Annotated in this window: 11 protein-coding genes and 1 pseudogene; all 12 read left to right on the forward strand. The window is 64.3% G+C overall.

The window, feature by feature from the left end; genetic code table 11:
* The first annotated feature begins 200 nt into the window (after window positions 1-200).
* The 12 genes and pseudogenes from rpoB (at window position 201) to rplV (ending at window position 16,867) form a co-directional block, all read left to right on the forward strand.
* A complete protein-coding gene (gene rpoB, locus ACO054_RS04835; protein WP_421709315.1) occupies window positions 201-4,370 on the forward strand; it encodes a DNA-directed RNA polymerase subunit beta in 4,170 nt (1,389 codons plus the stop codon).
* 122 nt (window positions 4,371-4,492) lie between these two features.
* On the forward strand, window positions 4,493-8,698 hold the full coding sequence (gene rpoC / locus ACO054_RS04840; protein ID WP_421709316.1) for a DNA-directed RNA polymerase subunit beta': 4,206 nt from the start codon (window positions 4,493-4,495) through the stop codon (window positions 8,696-8,698).
* 590 nt (window positions 8,699-9,288) lie between these two features.
* Window positions 9,289-9,759, forward strand: a complete 471-nt coding sequence (gene rpsG, locus ACO054_RS04845) for a 30S ribosomal protein S7 (protein WP_421709317.1) — start codon at window positions 9,289-9,291, stop codon at window positions 9,757-9,759.
* A 34-nt stretch (window positions 9,760-9,793) separates the two neighbouring features.
* Window positions 9,794-11,872, forward strand: coding sequence for an elongation factor G (fusA, locus tag ACO054_RS04850; RefSeq protein WP_421709318.1), 2,079 nt, complete (start codon window positions 9,794-9,796; stop codon window positions 11,870-11,872).
* Between the two features lie 77 nt (window positions 11,873-11,949).
* Window positions 11,950-13,140 carry an elongation factor Tu gene (tuf, locus tag ACO054_RS04855; RefSeq protein WP_421709319.1) on the forward strand — a complete coding sequence of 397 codons (1,191 nt, stop codon included), beginning with the start codon at window positions 11,950-11,952 and terminating at the stop codon, window positions 13,138-13,140.
* Window positions 13,141-13,221: 81 nt separating this feature from the next.
* Complete coding sequence (gene rpsJ / locus ACO054_RS04860; RefSeq protein WP_119169247.1) at window positions 13,222-13,536, forward strand: 30S ribosomal protein S10; 315 nt, start codon at window positions 13,222-13,224, stop codon at window positions 13,534-13,536.
* Window positions 13,537-13,540: 4 nt separating this feature from the next.
* Window positions 13,541-14,215, forward strand: a pseudogene (rplC, locus tag ACO054_RS04865) (50S ribosomal protein L3); the annotation flags it as partial.
* A gap of 183 nt (window positions 14,216-14,398) precedes the next feature.
* On the forward strand, window positions 14,399-15,019 hold the full coding sequence (gene rplD / locus ACO054_RS04870) for a 50S ribosomal protein L4 (protein WP_421709320.1): 621 nt from the start codon (window positions 14,399-14,401) through the stop codon (window positions 15,017-15,019).
* Complete coding sequence (locus ACO054_RS04875; protein WP_421709321.1) at window positions 15,016-15,348, forward strand: 50S ribosomal protein L23; 333 nt, start codon at window positions 15,016-15,018, stop codon at window positions 15,346-15,348. The genes rplD and ACO054_RS04875 overlap by 4 nt, the downstream gene beginning before the upstream one ends.
* Window positions 15,349-15,365: 17 nt before the next feature.
* A complete protein-coding gene (rplB, locus tag ACO054_RS04880) occupies window positions 15,366-16,196 on the forward strand; it encodes a 50S ribosomal protein L2 (protein ID WP_421709322.1) in 831 nt (276 codons plus the stop codon).
* Window positions 16,197-16,207: 11 nt separating this feature from the next.
* On the forward strand, window positions 16,208-16,486 hold the full coding sequence (gene rpsS, locus ACO054_RS04885) for a 30S ribosomal protein S19 (RefSeq protein WP_119169242.1): 279 nt from the start codon (window positions 16,208-16,210) through the stop codon (window positions 16,484-16,486).
* A gap of 3 nt (window positions 16,487-16,489) precedes the next feature.
* Window positions 16,490-16,867, forward strand: coding sequence for a 50S ribosomal protein L22 (rplV, locus tag ACO054_RS04890; protein ID WP_421709323.1), 378 nt, complete (start codon window positions 16,490-16,492; stop codon window positions 16,865-16,867).
* Window positions 16,868-16,869 lie beyond the last annotated feature (2 nt).

Here is a 16,869-nt window from a genome sequence, read left to right on the forward strand (position 1 = left end):
GGGCCGGTTCGATTGGAAGACTCGCTCTCGGCGCAGGAACCTCTTCAGGCCGCTTGGCCGGGGTGGCTGCGCAGATAGCGAAGAACAGGCGGCCGGGCCGGGCAGGCTGGGGCGCCGAAAACGACAGGGTTGTTGAAATTTCAGGGGTGACGGGCTTCGGTCGGCCTGTCGGTCCCCAGTGCGAGGACGAGGATTAAAGCATGGCGGTGTCGTTCACGGGTCGCAAGCGCATTCGCAAGAGCTTCGGGCGGATCCCGGAAATTGCGGAGATGCCGAATCTGATCGAGGTCCAGAAGATCTCCTACGATCAGTTTCTGCAGGTCGGCAGCAAGCCTGAGGATCGCACGGAGACTGGCCTTCAGGCCGTCTTCAAGTCGGTCTTCCCGATTCGGGACTTCTCCGAGCGGGCCGAGCTGCAGTTCGTGCGCTACGAGCTCGAGAACCCGAAGTACGACGTGGAGGAATGCCAGCAGCGTGGCATGACCTACGCGGCGCCGTTGAAGGTCACCCTGCGCCTTGTGGTCTGGGACGTCGACGAGGATACCGGGGCCCGCTCCATCCGCGACATCAAGGAACAGGACGTCTACATGGGCGACATGCCCTTGATGACGTCGAACGGCACCTTCATCGTCAACGGCACGGAGCGCGTCATCGTCTCCCAGATGCACCGCTCGCCGGGCGTTTTCTTCGACCACGACCGTGGCAAGACCCACTCTTCGGGCAAGTACCTCTTCGCCGCCCGCGTCATCCCCTATCGCGGCTCCTGGCTGGACTTCGAGTTCGATGCCAAGGACATCGTCTACGTCCGTATCGACCGGCGCCGGAAGCTGCCGGCGACTACGCTGCTCTATGCGCTGGACTCGGCGGCGACCGAGAAGCTGCGCCAGGAGCGCGAGGCCGAGGGCAAGCAGCTTGAGCCCTTCGAGGCTGTCGGCATGGGGGCCGAGGAGGTTCTGAGCCTCTTCTACGACAACGTCGTCTACACCCGCGCCAAGGACGCCTGGAAGACCCCGTTCGATCCCGAGCGCCTGCGCGGTCAGAAGCTGGCTTTCGATCTGGTCGACGCCAAGACCGGCGAAGCGGTGCTGGACGCCGGCGAGAAACTGACGCCGCGCAAGGCCCGCAAGCTGATCGACGAAGGTCTCAAGGAGATGCGCGTCGGTGACGAGGAACTGGCGGGGCAGTACCTGGCCGAAGATCTGATCGACGAGTCCAACGGTCTGGTGCTGGCCGAGGCTGGTGACGAGATCACGGTCGACCTGCTGACCAGCCTCGTGGAAGCCGGCGTGAAGAAGCTGCCGGTTCTGGCGATCGACCATGTCAATGTCGGCGCCTACCTGCGCAACACCCTGGCCGTGGACAAGAACCGGACCCGTGAGGATGCGCTGATCGACATCTACCGGGTCATGCGTCCCGGCGAGCCGCCGACCCTCGAGACGGCGGAGGCGATGTTCAAGAGCCTCTTCTTCGACTCCGAGCGCTACGACCTCTCGGCGGTCGGCCGCGTCAAGATGAACGCGCGCCTGGACTTCGAGACCGACGACCAGCTGCGGGTGCTGCGCAAGCATGACATCCTGGCGATCCTGAAGGTGCTGCACGAGCTGAAGGACGGCCGCGGCGACATCGACGATATCGACCACCTCGGCAACCGCCGCGTCCGTTCGGTCGGCGAGTTGCTGGAGAATCAGTACCGGGTCGGCCTGTTGCGCATGGAGCGTGCGATCAAGGAGCGGATGTCCTCGGTCGAGATCGATTCGGTCATGCCGCACGACCTGATCAACGCCAAGCCAGCGGCGGCGGCAGTGCGGGAGTTCTTCGGCTCCTCGCAGCTCAGCCAGTTCATGGACCAGACCAACCCGCTGTCGGAAGTGACGCATAAGCGTCGCCTTTCGGCGCTCGGGCCGGGCGGCCTGACCCGCGAGCGTGCGGGCTTCGAAGTGCGCGACGTGCACCCGACCCACTACGGCCGGATCTGCCCAATCGAGACGCCCGAGGGACCGAACATTGGCCTGATCAACTCGCTGGCCACCTATGCGCGGGTCAACCAGTACGGCTTCATCGAGAGCCCCTACCGCAAGGTCGAGAAGGGTAAGGTCACCGACGAGGTGATCTATCTCTCCGCGATGGAGGAGGGCCGCTACACCATCGCTCAGGCCAACGCCGAGGTGGACAAGAACGGCAAGCTGGTCGAGGACCTGATCTCGTCCCGCTCCGGCTCCGACTACATCATGGCCCGAGCCGAGGAGATCGATTACATCGACGTCTCCCCGAAGCAGCTGGTCTCGGTGGCGGCGGCGCTGATCCCCTTCCTGGAGAACGATGACGCCAACCGGGCGCTGATGGGCTCCAACATGCAGCGGCAGGCCGTGCCTCTCCTACAGAGCGAGGCACCTCTGGTCGGCACGGGCATGGAATCGACCGTGGCCCGCGATTCCGGTGTGACCATCGTGGCTCGGCGCGGTGGCGTGGTCGACCAGGTCGACGCCACCCGCATCGTGGTGCGGGTGACCGAAGACACGGCCTCGGGCGAGCCGGGTGTCGACATCTACAACCTGCTGAAGTTCCAGCGGTCCAACCAGAACACCTCGATCACCCAGCGACCGCTGGTCAAGGTGGGCGACGAGGTGCAGCGCGGCGATATCATCGGCGACGGTCCCTCGACCAACCTCGGCGAGTTGGCCCTGGGCCGCAACGTGCTCTGCGCCTTCATGCCCTGGAACGGATACAACTTCGAGGACTCGATCCTGATCAGCGAGCGCATCGTGCGCGACGACGTCTTCACCTCGATCCACATCGAGGAATTCGACGTCATGGCGCGCGATACCAAGCTGGGTCAGGAGGAGATCACCCGCGACATCCCGAACGTCGGCGAGGACGCGCTGCGCAATCTGGACGAGGCCGGTATCTGCTACATCGGCGCCGAGGTTCAGGCGGGCGACATTCTGGTCGGCAAGGTGACGCCGAAGGGTGAGTCGCCGATGACGCCGGAGGAAAAGCTACTCCGCGCGATCTTCGGCGAGAAGGCCTCCGACGTCCGCGACACCTCTTTGCGGGTTCCGCCGGGTGTGACCGGCACGGTCGTCGAGGTGCGCGTCTTCTCCCGCCGCGGCGTCGACAAGGACGAGCGCGCCCTGGCGATCGAGAAGGCCGAGATCGAGCGGCTGGCCAAGGACCGCGACGACGAAAAGGCGATTCTGGAGCGCAGCTTCTACGGCCGCCTGAAGGATCTGCTGCTGAACCACGTCGGCGTGAAAGGGCCGAAGGGCTTCAAGGAGGACACCAAGATCTCCGAGACGGTCCTGTCCGAATACACGCCGGGCCAGTGGCGGCAGATCGTCGTCAAGAACGACGAGCGCCAGGGCGACATCGAGGCGCTGATCAAGCAGTTCGACGAGTCCGTGAAGGCGCTGGTCGCGCGCTTTGACGACAAGGTCGAGAAGCTGCAGCGCGGCGACGAGCTGGCGCCGGGCGTGATGAAGATGGTCAAGGTCTTCATCGCGACCAAGCGCAAGCTGCAGCCGGGCGACAAGATGGCCGGCCGTCACGGCAACAAGGGCGTCATCTCCAAGATCGTGCCGATCGAGGACATGCCCTTCCTGGAGGACGGCACGCACGTCGACATCGTGCTCAATCCCTTGGGCGTGCCGAGCCGCATGAACGTCGGGCAGATCCTCGAAACCCACCTGGGCTGGGCCTGTGCCGGTCTCGGCAGCCAGATCCGCGAAGCGGTCGAGACCGCTCAGCAGTCGGGCAAGACCGAGGAGGTCAAGAAGCGGCTCAAGACGATCTACGGCGACAAGGTGCTCAAGGAACAGGCCGGCGATCTGGACGATGCGGGTCTGCTGGAGCTGGGCCGCAACCTCTCGAAGGGGACCCCGATCGCCACGCCGGTGTTCGACGGTGCCCGCGAGAGTGATATCGTTGAGATGCTGCAGGCGGCCGGACTCGACTCCTCGGGGCAGGTCAAGCTGTGGGATGGGCGCACCGGAGAGCAGTTCGACCGCAAGGTCACGGTGGGCTATATTTACATGCTGAAGCTGCACCACCTGGTCGACGACAAGATCCATGCGCGCTCCATTGGCCCCTACAGCCTGGTCACCCAGCAGCCCTTGGGCGGCAAGGCGCAGTTCGGCGGTCAGCGCTTCGGCGAGATGGAGGTCTGGGCGCTGGAGGCCTACGGCGCGGCCTACACGTTGCAGGAGATGTTGACGGTGAAGTCGGACGACGTGGCCGGCCGAACCAAGGTCTACGAAGCGATCGTCAAGGGCGAGGACACCTTCGAGGCCGGTATCCCGGAGTCCTTCAACGTCCTGGTCAAGGAGTTGAAGTCGCTTGGCCTCAATGTCGATCTGCGCCAGAGCGGCTATTGATGACGGGCGTTTACTGACGACGAAATTGGGCGCCGGTACCTGCGGCGGCGGCGGCGCCCGATGAAAACTTGATTGCGCATCCACCTCACGGTGCACTGGAACCGATAAGCGGAGCCAACCTAATGAACGACTTGATGAACATCTTCGGCCAGTCGAGCGGCCCGCAGAGCTTCGATCAGATCCGTATCGCGATCGCGAGCCCCGAGCAGATCCGCTCCTGGTCGTTCGGTGAGATCAAGAAACCGGAGACCATCAACTACCGGACCTTCAAGCCGGAGCGCGACGGCCTCTTCTGCGCCCGGATCTTCGGGCCGATCAAGGACTACGAGTGCCTCTGCGGCAAGTACAAGCGGATGAAGTTCCGCGGCGTGATCTGCGAGAAGTGCGGCGTCGAGGTGACCCTTTCCAAGGTCCGCCGCGAGCGCATGGGCCACATCGAGCTGGCCAGCCCGGTCGCGCACATCTGGTTCCTGAAGTCGCTGCCCAGCCGGATCGGTCTGCTGATCGACATGACGCTGAAGGACCTCGAGCGGGTTCTCTACTTCGAGAACTACGTGGTCACCGAACCGGGCCTGACCCCGCTGAAGCTGCATCAGCTTCTGTCGGAAGAGGAGTTTCTCGATTTCCAGGACGAGTACGGCGAGGACTCTTTCACCGCAATGATCGGCGCCGAGGCGCTGAAGTCGATGCTGAGCGCCATCGATCTGGAGAGCGAGCGAGACAAGCTGCGTGTCGACCTCAAGGAGACCAACAGCGAGGTCAAGCGCAAGAAGTTCGTCAAGCGCCTGAAGCTGATCGAGGCCTTCATTGAATCCCGAGGGCGTCCGGAGTGGATGATCCTGGACGTCGTTCCGGTCATTCCGCCGGAGTTGCGTCCGCTGGTTCCGCTCGATGGCGGCCGTTTCGCGACCTCCGACCTCAACGATCTCTACCGCCGCGTCATCAACCGGAACAACCGCTTGAAGCGGCTGATCGAGCTGCGTGCGCCGGACATCATCGTGCGCAACGAAAAGCGCATGCTGCAGGAGGCGGTGGACGCGCTGTTCGATAACGGCCGGCGCGGCCGTGTGATCACCGGCGCCAACAAGCGTCCGCTCAAGTCGCTGTCCGACATGCTGAAGGGCAAGCAGGGCCGCTTCCGCCAGAACCTGCTCGGCAAGCGCGTCGACTATTCCGGCCGGTCGGTCATCGTGGTCGGCCCGGAACTCAAGCTGCACGAGTGCGGCCTGCCGAAGAAGATGGCGCTGGAGCTCTTCAAGCCCTTCATCTACTCGAAGCTCGAACTCTACGGCATGGCCTCCACCATCAAGGCGGCCAAGCGCATGGTGGAGAAGGAGCGGCCCGAGGTCTGGGACATCCTGGAAGAGGTGATTCGCGAGCACCCGGTTCTGCTGAACCGCGCGCCGACGCTGCACCGCCTCGGCATCCAGGCCTTCGAGCCGGTGCTGATCGAGGGCAAGGCGATCCAGCTTCATCCGCTGGTCTGCACGGCCTTCAACGCCGACTTCGACGGCGACCAGATGGCGGTACACGTGCCGCTGTCGCTCGAGGCGCAGTTGGAAGCCCGCGTGCTGATGATGTCGACCAACAACATCCTCAGCCCGGCCAACGGCAAGCCGATCATCGTGCCGTCCCAGGACATTGTGCTTGGCATCTACTACCTGGCGATGGAATCCGAGAAAGAGGTCGGCGAGGGCATGGTCTTCGCCGACATGGGCGAGGTGGATCACGCCCTCAACAGCGGTGCCGTCTCGCTGCATGCGAAGGTCAAGGCCCGTCTCGATCTGGTCGATGCCGAAGGCGTCCATTCGGATCAGGTGGTCGAGACCACGCCTGGACGTCTGCAGCTCTACCAGCTGTTGCCGCGCCACAAGAACGTGCCCTTCCGCTTGATCAACCGCGTGTTGACCAAGAAGGAAATCGGCGAGGTGATCGATACCGTCTACCGCCACTGCGGTCAGAAGGAATCGGTGATCTTCTGCGACCGTCTGATGAAGCTTGGCTTCACCCAGGCCTGCCGCGCCGGCATCTCCTTCGGCAAGGACGACCTGATTATCCCCGACGCCAAGCACAAGCTGGTGGAAGAGGCGACCGACCAGGTGAAGGAGTTCGAGTCGCAGTATCAGGAAGGCCTGATCACCCGCGGCGAGAAGTACAACAAGGTCGTCGACGTCTGGTCGAACACCACGGACAAGGTGGCCGACGAGATGATGAAGGTGATGTCCGGCTCGAAGGGCATGGACATCAACTCGGTCTACATGATGGCCCACTCCGGGGCGCGTGGTTCGCCAACCCAGATCAAGCAGCTGGCCGGCATGCGCGGCCTGATGGCCAAGCCGTCGGGCGAGATCATCGAGACGCCAATCATCTCCAACTTCAAGGAGGGTCTGAGCGTCCTGGAGTACTTCAACTCCACCCACGGCGCCCGGAAGGGCCTGGCCGACACGGCGCTCAAGACGGCGAACTCCGGGTATCTCACCCGTCGTCTCGTCGACGTGGCGCAGGATGCGATCATCGTCGAGGAGGACTGCGGTACCGATCAGGGCCTGACCATCACGGCCGTGGTCGAGGGGGGCGAGACCATCGCCCCGCTGTCTGACCGCATTCTCGGGCGCTTCGCCAACGAGGACGTGATCGACCCCCTGTCGGGCGAGGTCATCGTCAAGCGCAACGAGATGATCACCGAGGATCTGATCGAGCGCATCGATACGGCCGGCCTGGACACGGTGAAGATCCGCTCGCCGCTGACCTGCGAGTCCCGCAGCGGGATCTGCGCTCGCTGCTACGGGCGCGATCTGGCCCGCGGTACGGAGGTCAACATCGGCGAGGCCATCGGTGTGATCGCGGCTCAGTCGATCGGCGAGCCGGGCACGCAGCTGACCATGCGGACCTTCCACATCGGCGGCGCCGCCCAGCGTGGGGCGGAGCAGTCGAGCGTGGAGGCCAGCCACGAGGCCACGGTTCAGATCAAGAACAAGAACGTGGTCGGAAACTCCGAGGGCGTGCCCGTTGTCATGGGCCGCAACCTGGAGGTCGTGCTGGTCGACGAGGGCGGACGCGAGCGGTCTCGTTATCGGGTTCCCTACGGCGCCCGGCTGCTGGTCGACGACGAGAGCAAGGTGACGAAGGGCCAGAAGCTGGCCGAGTGGGATCCCTACACGATCCCCATCATCACCGAGAAGGAGGGGATCGCGAACTACGTCGACCTCATCGAGGGCCTCTCCATGCGCGAGGTCACCGACGAGACCACCGGCATCTCAAGCCGTGTGGTGACAGACTGGAAGCAGCAGCCGCGCGGTGCGGACCTGCGGCCGCGCGTCACCCTGCGCGACGAGAAGGGCGAGGTCGTCACCCTGCCGAACGGCACGGAGGCCCGCTACTTCATGTCGGTGGACGCCATCCTGTCGGTCGAGAACGGTGCGACCGTACGGGCCGGCGACGTGCTGGCGCGTATTCCTCGGGAGTCGACCAAGACGCGTGACATCACGGGTGGTCTGCCGCGCGTGGCGGAGCTGTTCGAGGCCCGCAAGCCGAAGGACTACGCGATCATCAGCGACTCCGAAGGGCGCGTCGAGTTCGGCCGCGACTACAAGACCAAGCGGCGGATCGTGGTGCGGCCGGAGGACGGCGGCGATGCGGTCGAATACCTGATCCCGAAGGGCAAGCACCTGGCGGTTCAGGAAGGCGACTACGTGCGCGTCGGCGACCTGCTGATGGACGGCAATCCCGTGCCTCACGACATCCTGGATATTCTGGGGGTCGAGGCTCTGGCCGAGTATCTCGTCAACGAGATCCAGAGCGTCTACCGCCTGCAGGGCGTGAAGATCAGCGACAAGCACATCGAGGTGATCGTTCGCCAGATGCTGCAGAAGGTCGAGATCCTGGAGGGCGGAGACACCACCTTCCTGGTCGGCGAGCAGGTCGATCGCGACGAGTACGAGGAGGCCAACAATCGGGCCCTGCTCGACAACGGGATCCCGGCGAAGGGCCGGCCGGTGCTTCAGGGCATCACCAAGGCCAGCCTGCAGACCCGCTCCTTCATCTCGGCGGCGTCGTTCCAGGAGACCACGCGCGTCCTGACGGAGGCCGCGGTCAACGGCAAGATGGACAACCTGATCGGCCTCAAGGAGAACGTGATCGTCGGTCGCCTGATCCCGGCCGGCACCGGTTCGGTCATCAACCGCTTGAAGCGGGTGGCCGCCGAACGCGACTCCGTGATCGAGGCGGAGCGTAATCAGGCGGAGCTTGAGGCTGCGGCGGCTGCCGAGGCGGAAGCCGCGGCGGCGGTGGAGGCGGAGTCGGGCGACGGATCTGCCTCCGTGGCCTAACTCGACGCCAAGACGCTGGAATCTTGACGGATCGGCGGGCGAAGCTTTCCAGCTTCGCCCGCTGTTCTTTTCTGACTCGCAAGTGGCCCGAAGCGACAGAATGAAACCGCAAACTGCCGTTTTCGCGCTTTGGGTGAACAGCGAGATCATCGAGCTTGTGGCGCTGGCCGTTACGGGCGGTGGGTGTCGCCGCTCCCGCCCCGTTTCGACGCTCTCCGGACGGTAAAAAATCCTTTGCTTTTCCTTGACGCCCACAGGTGCGGTGCGTATGTTCCGCGCCGTTCCTACAGGGGAGTTGGTGGTAGGTGCCTCAGGCGGCTTAGACGCAACTCCATATAGGTACACGGAAAGTTGGATCTTCGGATCCGCATCGGGTGGCCGAAGCATTGGAGAGGGGTCAATTTAACCTCGATCCGCTGCTCGCTCCGCGAGAGCGCAACCTGGTTGAAGATGAATAGGGCCGTTCGGCGGTGTCTCGTCGGCGGTCCGTCGTTTGTTTCGTTCCCTTGGAATGTTTCGTTCATGGGAGCGGCGGCGACGGATCTGCTGGGCGACGCCGCCTTTCGCCGCCACGGATGGAGTAGTCTGCGATGTCCCGTCGTCATCGGGCTGAAAAGCGAGAGGTTCTCCCCGACGCCAAGTTCGGCGACCGGGTGGTGACGAAGTTCATGAGTAACCTCATGCGCGACGGCAAGAAGTCGGTTGCCGAGCGAATCGTCTACGGTGCGTTCGACCGCGTGGCCTCCAAGGGCGGCAACGATCCCTTGCGCGTGTTCCACGAAGCGCTGGACAACGTGAAGCCCGATGTCGAGGTGCGCTCGCGCCGTGTCGGCGGCGCCACCTATCAGGTGCCGGTCGAGGTGCGCTCCGATCGTGCGCAGGCTCTGGCCATCCGCTGGCTGATCAGCGCGTCGCGCAGCCGGTCCGAGACCACCATGACGGCCCGTCTGGCGAACGAATTGCTGGATGCCTCCAGCAACCGCGGCGCGGCCGTGAAGAAGCGGGAAGACACGCACCGGATGGCCGAAGCCAACCGTGCCTTCTCGCACTACCGCTGGTAACCGAACCTGCCGAGACGCTGAAGGAACAAGCATCATGTCGTCCCGCCAGACACCGCTCGAGCGCTACCGAAACATTGGCATCATGGCCCACATCGATGCCGGTAAGACGACGACGACCGAGCGCATCCTCTACTACACCGGCCGCTCCCATAAGATCGGCGAGGTGCACGAGGGTGCCGCCACCATGGACTGGATGGAGCAGGAGCAAGAGCGCGGCATTACGATCACCTCCGCCGCGACGACCTGTTTCTGGAACGACCACCGCATCAACATCATCGACACGCCCGGTCACGTCGACTTCACCATCGAGGTCGAGCGGTCTCTACGCGTGCTCGATGGTGCGGTCGCGGTCTTTGACTCGGTTGCCGGCGTGGAGCCTCAGTCCGAGACGGTCTGGCGTCAGGCGGACAAGTACAAGGTTCCGCGGATGTGCTTCGTCAACAAGATGGACCGCACCGGCGCGGACTTCTTCCGTTGCGTCGACATGATCGTGGACCGGCTTGGCGCGACCCCGTTGGTCTGTCAGCTGCCGATCGGCGCCGAGAGCGATTTCGCCGGCGTCGTCGACCTGATTGCCATGAAGGCTCTGGTCTGGCGTGACGAGTCCCTGGGTGCCGAGTGGGACGTGACCGACATTCCCGCCGATCTGGCCGACCAGGCCGCGGAATATCGCGAGAAGCTGGTGGAGCTTGCTGTCGAGCAGGACGAGGCCGCCATGGAGGCCTATCTCGAGGGCGAGGAGCCCGATGCGGACGCGCTCAAGCAGCTGATTCGTAAGGGTGCCTGCGGCCTGGCCTTCGTGCCTGTTCTGCTGGGCTCCGCCTTCAAGAATAAGGGCGTTCAGCCGCTGCTTGACGCTGTGGTCGACTTTATGCCTTCGCCGAAGGACGTGGTCGACGTGCAGGGCGTGAAGCCGGACAGCGACGAGGTCGACAGCCGCCCGTCGAACGACGATGCGCCCATGTCCGGTCTGGCTTTCAAGATCATGACGGACCCCTTTGTCGGATCACTGACCTTCGTGCGCATCTACTCGGGTAAGATCACCAAGGGCAGCTCGGTGCTGAACTCGGTGAAGAACAACCGCGAGCGCGTCGGCCGCATGCTCCTGATGCATGCGAACCACCGGGAAGAGATCGACGAGGCTCTGGCAGGCGACATCGTCGCGATCGCCGGCCTGAAGGACACCACCACGGGTGACACGCTCTGCGATCCCTCCAAGCCGATCGTGCTGGAGCGCATGGAGTTCCCCGATCCGGTGATCGAGGTCGCCGTCGAGCCGAAGACCAAGGCCGACATGGAGAAGATGTCGATCGCCTTGAACCGCCTGGCTCAGGAAGATCCCTCCTTTCAGGTCGCGACTGACCAGGAGAGTGGCCAGACGGTCATCAAGGGGATGGGCGAGCTGCATCTCGACATCATCGTCGACCGCATGCGGCGCGAGTTTAAGGTCGACGCCAACGTCGGCGCGCCTCAGGTTGCCTATCGCGAGACCATCTCCCGTCAGACCGAGGTAGACTACACCCACAAGAAGCAGACCGGTGGTTCTGGTCAGTTCGCCCGCATCAAGCTGGTCTTCGAGCCGCTGGAAGCCGGCAGCGGTTTCCTTTTCGAGAACGCCGTGGTCGGCGGATCGGTGCCCAAGGAGTATGTGCCGGGCGTCGAGAAGGGCCTGAAGCAGTCGAACGACAGCGGTGTGGTCGCGGGTTTCCCGGTGATCGACTACAAGGCGACGCTGATCGACGGCGCCTACCACGACGTCGACTCGTCGGTGCTGGCCTTCGAGATCGCGGCCCGCGCGGCCTTCCGCGAGGGGCTGCCGAAGGCCGGTCCGAGCCTGCTCGAGCCGATCATGAAGGTCGAGGTGGTGACCCCGGAAGAGTACATGGGCGACATCATCGGCGACCTGAACAGTCGTCGCGGCAACGTGTCCGGCATGGATCAGCGCGGCATTGCGCGTGTGATCGACGCCATGGTGCCGCTGGCCAACATGTTCGGCTACGTCAATACCCTGCGGTCCATGAGTCAGGGCCGCGCCCAGTACACCATGCACTTCTCCCACTACGAGAAGGTGCCGCAAGCCGTGGCCGACGAGGTCAAGGCGAAGCTGGCTTAAGAGAAGCGTTTAACAACACTCCGGCCCGATGAACCTGGCATACAGGCGGGCCCGCGCCGAGAGGTGGAGCGAGGAAGATGTCGAAAGCGAAGTTTGAGCGAAACAAGCCGCACTGCAACATTGGAACGATTGGTCACGTTGACCATGGCAAGACGTCTTTGACGGCAGCGATCACGAAGGTGATGGCTGAGGCTGGCGGCGCGGAGTTTATGGCGTACGACGCGATCGACAAGGCGCCTGAGGAGAAGGCGCGCGGTATTACGATTTCGACGGCGCATGTTGAGTACGAGACGGACAACCGTCACTACGCGCATGTGGACTGCCCGGGTCACGCGGACTACGTGAAGAACATGATCACGGGTGCGGCGCAGATGGACGGCGCGATCCTGGTTGTCTCGGCTGCGGACGGCCCGATGCCGCAGACGCGTGAGCACATTCTGCTGGCGCGCCAGGTTGGTGTTCCGGCGCTGGTGGTGTTCCTGAACAAGTGCGACATGGTTGACGACGAGGAGCTGCTGGAGCTGGTCGAGCTTGAGGTTCGCGAGCTTCTGAGCTCCTACGACTTCCCGGGCGACGACATTCCGATCGTGAAGGGCTCTGCGCTGGCGGCGCTGGAGGACAGCGATGCGACGCTGGGCAAGGAGGCGATCCAGGCCCTGATGAAGGAGGTTGACGCCTACATTCCGACGCCGGAGCGTCCGAAGGACCAGCCGTTCCTGATGCCGATCGAGGACGTTTTCTCGATCTCGGGCCGCGGCACGGTTGTGACGGGCCGCATCGAGCGGGGTGTGGTGAAGGTCGGCGAGGAGGTGGAGATCGTCGGTCTGCGCGACACGCAGAAGTCGACGGTGACGGGCGTCGAGATGTTCCGCAAGCTGCTGGACCAGGGCGAGGCTGGCGACAACGTCGGCGCGCTGCTGCGCGGCGTGGGTCGCGAGGACGTTGAGCGTGGTCAGGTTCTGGCGAAGCCGGGGACGATCACGCCGCACACGAAGTTCTCGTGCGAGGCCTACATCCTGACGAAGGAGGAGGGCGGCCGCCACACGCCGTTCTTCACGAACTACCGTCCTCAGTTTTACTTCCGGACGACGGACGTGACGGGTGTGTGCACGCTGCCGGAAGGCACGGAGATGGTGATGCCGGGCGACAACGTGTCGATGGAAGTGACGCTGATCGCGCCGATCGCCATGGACGAGGGCCTGCGCTTCGCGATCCGCGAAGGCGGCCGCACCGTCGGCGCCGGCGTCGTCTCCAAAATCGTCGAGTAGTGGAGTTTTGAAGCGGGAAGGGTCTCGCGGCGAACGTCGGGACCCTTCGTCGTTTCTCGGATAAGAGCGGTCGAGCAAGCCATGGAAAGCCAAAATATCCGCATCCGCCTGAAAGCCTTCGATCATCGGGTGCTGGATCAGTCGACGGGTGAGATCGTGAACACGGCCAAGCGCACCGGTGCGCAGGTCCGTGGCCCGATTCCCTTGCCCACGAAAATCGAGCGCTTCACCGTGCTGCGGTCGCCGCACATCGACAAGAAGAGCCGCGAGCAGTTCGAAATCCGCACGCACAAGCGGCTGCTCGACATCGTCGATCCGACGCCGCAGACCGTGGACGCGCTGATGAAGCTCGACCTCGCTTCCGGCGTGGACGTCGAGATCAAGCTGAAGGGCTAGGGTTATGCGTACGGGTCTGATCGCTCAGAAAGTTGGCATGACGCGGGTCTTCGATAGCGAAGGCGCTCACGTGCCGGTCACCGTGCTGAAGGTCGATGGCTGCTACGTCACTGCGCAGCGCACCACCGAGCGGGACGGTTATGCGGCCCTGCAGCTCGGTGTCGGCGCGGCCAAGGTGAGTCGTGTGAGTAAGCCGGAGCGCGAGCGTTTCGCTAAGGCGAAGGTCGCTCCGCGCAAGCGTCTGGTTGAGTTCCGGGTGGCCGAGGATGCCATGATCGAGGTCGGCAGCGAGCTGACCGTGGATCATTTCCTGCCGGGTCAGTTCGTGGACGTGGCGGGCACCTCGATCGGTAAGGGCTTTGCCGGCGTCATCAAGCGCCACGGTTTCGGCGGCATGCGGGCTAGCCACGGTGTTTCGATCTCGCACCGTGCGCATGGCTCCACCGGTCAGAACCAGGATCCGGGCAAGGTCTTCAAGAACAAGAAGATGGCCGGGCACATGGGTGACGGCCGGGTGACCACTCAGAACTTGCGGGTGGTCAAGGTTGACGTCGAGCGCGGCTTGATTCTGATCCGCGGTGCGGTCCCCGGGTCCGAGGGCGGCTGGGTCACGGTCTGCGATGCGGTGAAGCGCAGCCGGCCGGATGACGCGCCCTATCCTGGTGCCGTGCGGGCCGCCGAGGAAGAGGCCCCGGCCGAGGAGGCGTCTGCCGAGGGAGCGCCCGCCGAGGAGACGGCCGCAGAGGCAGCCGCACCTGAAGCCGACGCGGCGCCCGAGGCGCCGGCCAGCGAGGATGCGGCCACGGACTCCGGTGCGGAGTCCGGCGGTGACGGCGGCGAAGAGAAGAAGGACTCCTAAGTCATGAAGCTGGACGTCACCACGCTCGCCAACGAGACCGCCGGTCAGATCGAGCTCGACGAGTCGATCTTCGGGGTCGAGGTGCGCCGCGATATCTTGCACCGCGTCGTGACCTGGCAGCTTGCCAAGCGCCGGGCGGGAACGCACAAGGCCAAGGGCCGCAGCGAGATCGTCGGCACCACCAAGAAGGCCTATCGCCAGAAGGGGACGGGCCGGGCACGCCGCGGCAACCTGAAGACCAACATCATGCGCGGCGGCGGCGTCGTGCACGGCCCCTTGCCGCGCGATCACGGCTTCGATCTGCCGAAGAAGGTGCGTGCGCTCGGTCTGAAGTGCGCGCTCTCGGCGAAGGCCAAGGACGGCAAGCTGGCGGTGCTGGAGACGGCCAAGGCCGAGACCCACAAGACCAAGTCGCTGGTCGAGCAACTCGCCAAGCTGGGGTGGGACAACGCCCTGATCATCGATGGTCCGGAGATCGACACGCAGTTCGAACGGGCCGCGCGCAACATCAAGGGTGTCGATCTGCTGCCGCAGCAGGGCGCGAACGTTTACGACATCCTGCGTCGCGATCGCCTGGTGCTGACGCGCGCCGCGGTCGAAGCACTGGAGGCACGGTTGAAATGAGCAGGGCACGCCCGCGCAAGAAGCTCGATCTGCAGCTCTCCCAAGAGCGCATGTACGAGCTGATTCGTCGCCCTTTGGTGACCGAGAAGACGACCCTGGGCGGCGAACACGGCCAGGTCGCTTTCCAGGTGCCGTTGGATGCCAAGAAGCCTGAGATCAAGGCGGCCGTCGAGGGGCTGTTCAAGGTCAAGGTCAAGGCGGTCAACACCGCCATCCAGAAGGGCAAGGTCAAGCGCTTCCGAGGTCGCCTCGGCCAGCGCTCCGACTTCAAGAAGGCCTACGTCACCCTCGAGGACGGTCACGCCATCGACGTGACCACCGGTATCTAAGGGGCGAGATCAGAGTTATGGCGCTCAAGACCTTCAATCCGATCACGCCGGGCCAGCGGCAGCTGACGATCGTCGATCGCAGCGGCCTCTGGAAGGGCAAGCCGGTCAAGAAGTTGACCGAAGGCCTCAGCAAGTCCGGCGGCCGCAACAACCAGGGCCATGTCACGGCGCGTCGGCGCGGCGGGGGGCACAAGCGGACCTATCGGATCATCGACTTCAAGCGGCGCAAGTGGGGTGTTCCGGCGACCGTCGAGCGGTTGGAGTACGATCCCAACCGCAGCGCCTTCATCGCCTTGATCTCCTACGAGGATGGCGAGCAGGCCTACATTCTGGCGCCGCAGCGTCTTGCACCGGGCGACACCGTGGTGGCGGACAACCGCACCGACGTGAAGCCGGGCAACGCCATGCCCCTGCGCAGCATTCCGGTCGGAACCATCGTGCACAACGTCGAGCTGAAGCCCGGCAAGGGCGGTCAAATGGCGCGGGCTGCCGGTACCTACGTCCAGCTGGTCGGTCGCGACCAGGGCTATGCGCTGCTGCGTCTGTCGAGCGGCGAGGTGCGTATGGTGCGCGGCGACTGCATGGCCTCGGTCGGGGCGGTCTCGAACCCCGATCAGCAGAACATCAGCCTGGGCAAGGCAGGACGGAACCGTTGGCTCGGTCGGCGCCCCTCGGTGCGCGGCGTTGCCATGAACCCGGTCGACCACCCCCACGGCGGCGGCGAAGGCCGCACCTCGGGCGGCCGTCACCCGGTCACGCCGACCGGTAAGCCGACAAAGGGTCACCGGACTCGTCAGAACAAGAAGACCGATGCGCTGATCGTCCGGCGCCGGCACGCCAAGAAGTAGGGGGCGGGAGCATGGCGCGTTCAATTTGGAAAGGTCCCTTCGTCGACGCTTATCTGCTGAAGAAGGCCGATAAGTCCCGCGATTCGGGCCGTAACGACATCATCAAGACCTGGTCGCGACGCTCGACCATCATGCCGCAGTTCGTCGGCCTGACCTTCGGCGTCTACAACGGCCAGAAGTTCCTGCCGGTGCTGGTGACCGAGAACATGGTCGGCCACAAGCTCGGTGAATTCGCGCCGACCCGGACGTTCTACGGGCATGCGGCCGACAAGAAGGCGAAGAGGAAGTAGGCCATGGGCAAGCCCAAGATGGAGCGCCAGCTGGCCGACAACGAGGCGATGGCGATGGTTCGCAACCTGCGGGTCTCGCCGCAGAAGCTCAATCTCGTCGCTGGCTTGATCCGCGGAAAGTCCGCGCAGACCGCGCTCGCCGAACTGCAGTTCAGCAAGCGTCGGATCGCGCAGGATGTCCGCAAGGTGTTGCAGAGCGCGATCGCCAACGCCGAGAACAACCACCAGCTCGACGTGGACCGTCTGATGGTGGCCGAAGCGAGCGTGGGCAAGTCGATGGTCATGCGTCGGTTCCGGCCTCGGGCCCGCGGCCGCGTGGGTCGCATTCAGAAGCCCTTCAGCCGCCTGCGGGTGGTCGTCCGCGAGCGCGAGGAAGCTTAAGT

The organism is Algihabitans sp. (genome assembly GCF_965226985.1).
Classification (GTDB): domain Bacteria; phylum Pseudomonadota; class Alphaproteobacteria; order Kiloniellales; family DSM-21159; genus Algihabitans.